The sequence below is a fragment of the Actinomycetes bacterium genome (assembly GCA_036510875.1).
GTDB lineage: Bacteria > Actinomycetota > Actinomycetes > Prado026 > Prado026 > DATCDE01.
The window spans coordinates 1-5718 of the sequence record DATCDE010000108.1 but is presented as its reverse complement, the minus strand read 5'-3'; the positions used below and the strand labels follow the sequence as shown (position 1 = coordinate 5718).

Sequence of the window (5718 nt, the reverse complement as noted above, 5' to 3'; positions counted from 1 at the left end):
GCGGACAGCAGCCCAGCTGGGGCATCGGCCTGAAGACCGGCGGCGCCGTCAACAACACCGTCACCGTCACCAGCAACGTCTTCGACCCCGGCCCCTGGCAGGTCGCCCCCGTCACCCAGGGCTACCCCTGGGCCACCTTCGCCGGCAACGCCTACACCAACGGCACCACCGTCAAACCCTGACGTAGACACCGGCACGACGACGTGACGGGTTGGCTCCGCAACCGACAGGAACCGGCGGAGCGTCGAAACCCGGACGCCCTACGCCGGTTCCGCGACAAGCCCCAAACTGTCCAGGATCCGGCCGGCCACGACCTCCCAGGAGGACTCGACCGCAAGGCGGCTGGCTTCGGCTCCTAGCGACCTTGCGACCTCTGGGTCCGACAACCGGAGCATCGCCTGCTCCAGACCGGGACGGTCGTCTGGGTGGACAGTCAGGGCCGCCGCTCCCAGCAGTTCCCCCGCGCCGCCCTCAGTCGTGGCGATCACGGGCAAGCCAGCCGATGCGGCCTCCAGGTAGGCGATCGGGGACGGGTCAAATCGACTCGGCAGCACGAAGACCGTGCTGCGAGCGAAGAGCGAGTCGAGGAGCCGCTGGGCGGTGGGATCCTCCCTCGGCAGCAAGCCATGACCGGTTACGCCCGGCAGGTCAATGGGAGGGTGCCCGCCCACCAGATCCAACGTCGCCGCAGGGAACTGCTGACGGACCGCGCTAAAGGCCGCGAGAACGGCGTCGCCGTTCTTGCGTCCCCAGTCCACGCCTACGAATAGGAATCGTGGAACGGACCAATCCCTTGTCTGACCCGAGGATGAGCGCGGACGGTGACCCATGCCGACGACGCGTACCCGCGACGGAGGTAGTCCATAGTCGTCGATGACCGACTGCGCGGCCCAGGTGGTACTCACGCAGCAGACATCCGCGCGACGGCACGCGACCGATTGTCGTGCTGCCCATGCATGCACCTCGGAGAGCCGGAAACCGAAACGCCTTACCTCCGAGTCTGCATGCCGGGAGAACAGGGCGAACGTCCCATCGTCGTAGGTCGCGGTGGGTACCAAGCTTCGCCCGAGGACCCGGCGCAGGTCATACGAGTCGGTATCCATGGCAAGGAGTGCGCGCAAGGGTTGCGCCTTGCTGAACTCTCGAGCGAGGGCGCGGCTGCGTGCCAGCACGTAGGCGGGCGCGCGATGTGCCTCGACACCGCGGCGTCCTCCCGACCGACTCAGCAGCGCAGCCACTGGGCGAACCGGCAGGCCGACGTCGCACCCGATCGGCACCACCTCGAACCCGTGGGCGGTCAGCCCCGAGTACAGCCCGCGCGGAGTGCCCGACCAGTTCGCAGCGGAGATGGGGTCACGATCCGGGTAAAGCAGCCCTATCCGTTCCGACTCACGTGCCATCCGACGATCACACCCCACTCCAGTACCACCGACGCCACCGCACACGACCCTCAACGTCACGCTTCACGTCGTAGACGCCGCGTCTCAACGCAGCGAACGCTTCTCCGTCCGAGGCCACCCTTCGACGCCACTCAAGTTCGCGCCACACCCGCAACCGCTCGAGGCCAGGAAACACGTCACGCGCAAACGCGACCAGTTCGGCGACGTTGTGTGAGGCTCCCTTCCCGTTCAGCACGCAGGCAAGCTCGAGTGCCTGGCGTGCCAGCGCCTGATAGGCGACAGCCCGAGCCTGTCCCCCCCCGGGTATGTCATGGCCCGGCCCGTTGAAGAACTCGTCGAACGCTCTCCTACGTTCCTCGAGATCGACCAACTCCCCCGCGAATGTGGTCGCCATCATGCTGGCAGGGTGTTCCCGTCGAAAGGCTTGGTCCGCCCCGTTGACGCGACCGATGTCGGCGACGGCGGCAACGCGGAGCCACATCTCCATATCGCCGGTATGGGGCAAGTCGGACCGGTATCCGCCCACCTCTCGTTGAACATCGGCCCGCACCACGGCCTCAGGTGAGTAGATAATGCTCGTGGCTCGTCGGCTCTGCTTGGCGATCCACTCGGCCCCCGGCCAGATCGTCCAGCTTCGGGCGACCGTACGGGGCACCGGCAGCCGATCCTCGAACAGGAGCGGGTGGCCGTACACCAGACCGACTGTTGGCCACGTCTCCATCAACGAGACCGCCCGGCTCAGCGCTCCGGGAACCAGAAGGTCGTCCGCCGAAAGCAGCACAAGGTAATCGCCGGTGACCCGTTCTAACCCGTCGTTGTAGGTGGCGATGTGACCGAGGTTCCGTTCATGTTGAACGACCTGAACGCGGTCGTCGTGTGCGGCCAGCGCCGCGGCGACGCTGTCTGAGCCATCCGTCGAAGCGTCATCGACAACGATGACGTCCACGTCCACGTCAGTCTGGCCGACGCAGCTCTCAACGCAGCTGGGAAGGAACCTTCCGTAGTTGTAGCAGGGGACGACAATGCTGACGGTCGGCTTCGGTGAGTCGCCTCGCAGGGGCCGGGGCCGGCTGCGCCGTGCGCCGCTCATCGTCGCGCCCTGCGTGTCATGCATCGCATAGTGCGGTGAACCCCGCCGGACGTCCATCCTCCGGCCAGCCAGCTCGGCCTCACCCGAGCGGGTCCGAGTTCCTCAGGCCGCGGAACGCCACATGTACCGGCAGTCATCCGCGACCCAGCAGGTCACGGTAGGCGGTCAGAACGCTGTCCCGCTCATGCTCGGAGCTGTACCGCCCCAAGACGAAGGCAGATGCCTCCCTGCCGCGAGCCATGCACCAGTCACGATCTTCATCATTCGCGATGATCGCCTGCTCGGCGGCCCGGGCCACCTCCAACACGTCCCCCGTCTCGATCGGAGAGCTGAACCGCGGCAGCAGGAACTCGCGTCCGCCGAATCCGTGATAACCGACGACGTAGTTGCCACATGCCATCGCCTCGAGGGCTGGCAGCCCGAAGCCCTCCTGGTAGGAGAGATTCAGCACGATCTGGCTCGACCGCAGCGCGGCTGCGAACTCACGCTGGCTGAGCCCGTCGAGCGCTTGCGGACGCCATTCGCGCAAGGCGCGTCGGCTGTGAAGGAGGGAGAGCACCTGACGAGCATCGTCCCGACCGCGACGGGGGAAGTAGACGATGGTCCGCTCTCGCTCGGCGCTTCCAGGATGGAACAACCGAGGATCCACGCTGTTCCACACCCGTCGGATAGCGAGTTGCGGGTAGGCGTAGGTCATGAGTTCGGCACTGTGCTCGGAAACGACAATCATCCCCAGCAGACCGGTCGACGACCGGTAGTGCTCGGTGACCAGTTCCGGCTCCCGCTTCCAGGTGAGGTGGCCGCTCTGGTTGAGAACCAGGTGCCTGACCGTTCGGGGCAAGGACGCAACGAGGTCGGTATCAAGTTCCGACACGACGAGCACATCGCGCGGCCCGATTCCCACGCTGCGCGCATCAACAACGCGGGTGTTGTTCTCGAACCAGTCGCACCGGAAGCCCGGTCGCTGGTGCAGGACCGCCGACGAGATGCCTGCTTCGTTGAGCACATCCACGTGCCGATAGATGACGCGCAGCCCTCCTGCCGGACGGCGGAAGTCTGCGGCGAGGAAGTACACCGTCGGCAGCTCGCTGACCCGCCCTGACAGCGGGATGGTCGGCCGTGGGTAGCGATACCGCGCCGCGAGGCTCTCAGCCTGCCAGAAGATCCTTCTGGCCAGTTTCGATGGGCGCCCCCCTCCACCGCCCGTAGCAATCGGTCCTTGGCCTGCCGCCCTCATGGCACAGGTTGGCTGGTCAGATGCGCCCTGCGAGACCGAAGTCGGGGAGCGCCGAACACCCGGCCCAGCCTGTCGTCGGGCCTGGGCTGGGCCAACGGGCTACCACCACCCGATCCGGATTCAGACACGAGCGTCGTCCGCAAGAGGCGCCGCCGGGCGGCTACGACCGCCGAGGCCCAGGACTTGGGGCCACCGTGCGACCCAGCAGTAGGCGTTCACCACCTGGCTGATGACTCCCGGGCTTCGACCGTGTCCAGCCACGAACGGAGCCACGGCCGGGGCAACGAGCACCAGGTAGCTGCTTGCGCCGACGGCACCTCCTAACAGCAGTTGTGCCGGAGCCACCGCCACGGTACGAGCGCAGGCCGACGCGACGGCCGCAGCCAGCACCGCGGCGGCGAGAGGAGGCAGCAGCGCCCTGAGCAGCGCGGTCGTCTCCAGCTGAGTTGACCTACGGACCGCCAACAGGTACACGGGGAACACCACGACCGTGATCACCGCGATGTGTGCCATCGCGGCGCCCTCGATGCCGCCCAACCGGATCCCGACGGCCATGGCCGGCACCAGGCAGAGCACCCAGACGAGCTGGGTGACGAAGAGAAGTCGCGTGTGACCGAGGCCGGTCAGCACGTTCGCGAACAGCAGGCAGAGAACGAACAGAGCGCCGTACAGAGCCAGGATCGACAATGTCGGGGCCGCGGAGACCCACTTGCCTCCGTACACGGTATCGATCAACGCGTAGGACAGGACCAACGAGAGCGCCGCGATGGGGAAAGCGACCAGCGCCACCCCCCGAGTCGACTTGACGAGCGACTCGCCCAGGAGCCGTGGACTGCCTCGCAGCCTCGAGAAGGCTGGCATAGCGACATTGTTGATCACCGAGCCGAGCAAGGCTGTCGACCAGGACGCGACGTTGAACGCCAGCATGTAGATGCCGAGCTCGGTAGGGCCGAGGAGTCTGCTGATGAAGACGTAGTCGGCATTGAGCAAGACGTAGTTGAGCAGGTTGGCCCCGGTGAGCGGCAGACCGAATGCGAGAAGGGGCCGGATCCAGGCCCGGGAGACGCCTGGAGCGTAGCGCCGCGAGACCAGCACGGTCATGGTCAGACCCATCAGGAGCTGGCCGACCACCCGGGACCAGGCGAACGCGAGCGCTCCGTTGCCATCCGCCGCCATCAATACCAGGACAATGCTCGACGGGATGAAGCCGATCACGGTCGCAGCGAAGATGCTCCGCTGCTTGAAGTCCCGCGTCAACAAAGCCCCTGGTACAGCGAAGACACCGACGAGGAAGACCGTGATGGACATCACCCGGATGGCCCCCGCCGCCTCGGGGGAGCCAAGGGCGGTGGCCAGCTGATCGGCGAAGACAGCCATTGCCGACGCCAGGACCCCTGCGCTCAACAGCGAGATCGTTGCGACGGTTGGCGCGATCTCGTCGGGGTTCAAGTCCCCGCGTGGAAGCGCGGACGAGACACCCAACACGCCCATGCTCGACACGATGGCCTGCACGGTGAGAGCGACAGCGAAAACACCGAAGTCTCGTGGCGCAACGATTCGCGCGACCACCGCCATCACGGCGATGTTCGAGAACCTCAAGAAGAGGGTGCTCGCCCCGCTCCAGACCGCCGCGCGCCCGACCCGGCCGGCAAGGCCTTCGGCGGATCCGCCGCCGTCAGCAGCCAAAGTGGGCCGCCCGGATTCCGTGGTGTCACAGCGGTGCACCACCTGCCCGCTGACCACTGTCGCACCGCATGTCGAACCCCCAAGTCCGTGCCAACTGCCTCAGGAACACCTACCAGACTTGCGCCCATGAGCCCCGAGATCACCGACGCAGAACAAGGCTACGGCGACGTGGTGAACACCACATCCACCCAGTAGTTGGAGTTGTTGTACGTGCTCGTCGGGAACACCCCACCCGACCCATACCGATACACACTGCCCGCCGCCGTCAACGGCGAGTTCACAAACGGGGAGGAGAAGAACCCACC

At 66.4% G+C, this 5718-nt stretch carries 5 protein-coding genes; 1 reads left to right on the top strand and 4 read right to left on the bottom strand.

Annotation, left to right across the window (positions count from 1 at the left end):
• On the top strand, positions 1-182 hold a 182-nt coding region (locus VIM19_06215; protein ID HEY5184492.1), incomplete at its 5' end, for a hypothetical protein.
• Positions 183-260: 78 nt separating this feature from the next.
• Here VIM19_06215 and VIM19_06210 read toward each other — a convergent pair.
• The 4 genes from VIM19_06210 to VIM19_06195 form a co-directional block, all read right to left on the bottom strand.
• Positions 261-1400: a glycosyltransferase family 4 protein gene (locus VIM19_06210; protein HEY5184491.1), complete on the bottom strand. Its 1140-nt coding sequence runs from the start codon at positions 1398-1400 to the stop codon at positions 261-263.
• 7 nt (positions 1401-1407) lie between these two features.
• Positions 1408-2490, bottom strand: coding sequence for a glycosyltransferase family 2 protein (locus VIM19_06205; protein ID HEY5184490.1), 1083 nt, complete (start codon positions 2488-2490; stop codon positions 1408-1410).
• Between the two features lie 133 nt (positions 2491-2623).
• A complete protein-coding gene (locus tag VIM19_06200) occupies positions 2624-3565 on the bottom strand; it encodes a glycosyltransferase (protein ID HEY5184489.1) in 942 nt (313 codons plus the stop codon).
• A gap of 282 nt (positions 3566-3847) precedes the next feature.
• Positions 3848-5452 (bottom strand): lipopolysaccharide biosynthesis protein, encoded by a 1605-nt coding sequence (locus VIM19_06195; protein HEY5184488.1) that lies wholly within the window; start codon positions 5450-5452, stop codon positions 3848-3850.
• Between the last annotated feature and the right edge of the window lie 266 nt (positions 5453-5718).

What these genes read in the sequence shown, in the direction of transcription:
- VIM19_06210 (HEY5184491.1), bottom strand. Translation starts at nt 1,400, where the DNA reads ATGGCACGTGAGTCGGAACGGATAGGGCTGCTTTACCCGGATCGTGAC.
- VIM19_06205 (HEY5184490.1), bottom strand. Translation starts at nt 2,490, where the DNA reads ATGAGCGGCGCACGGCGCAGCCGGCCCCGGCCCCTGCGAGGCGACTCA.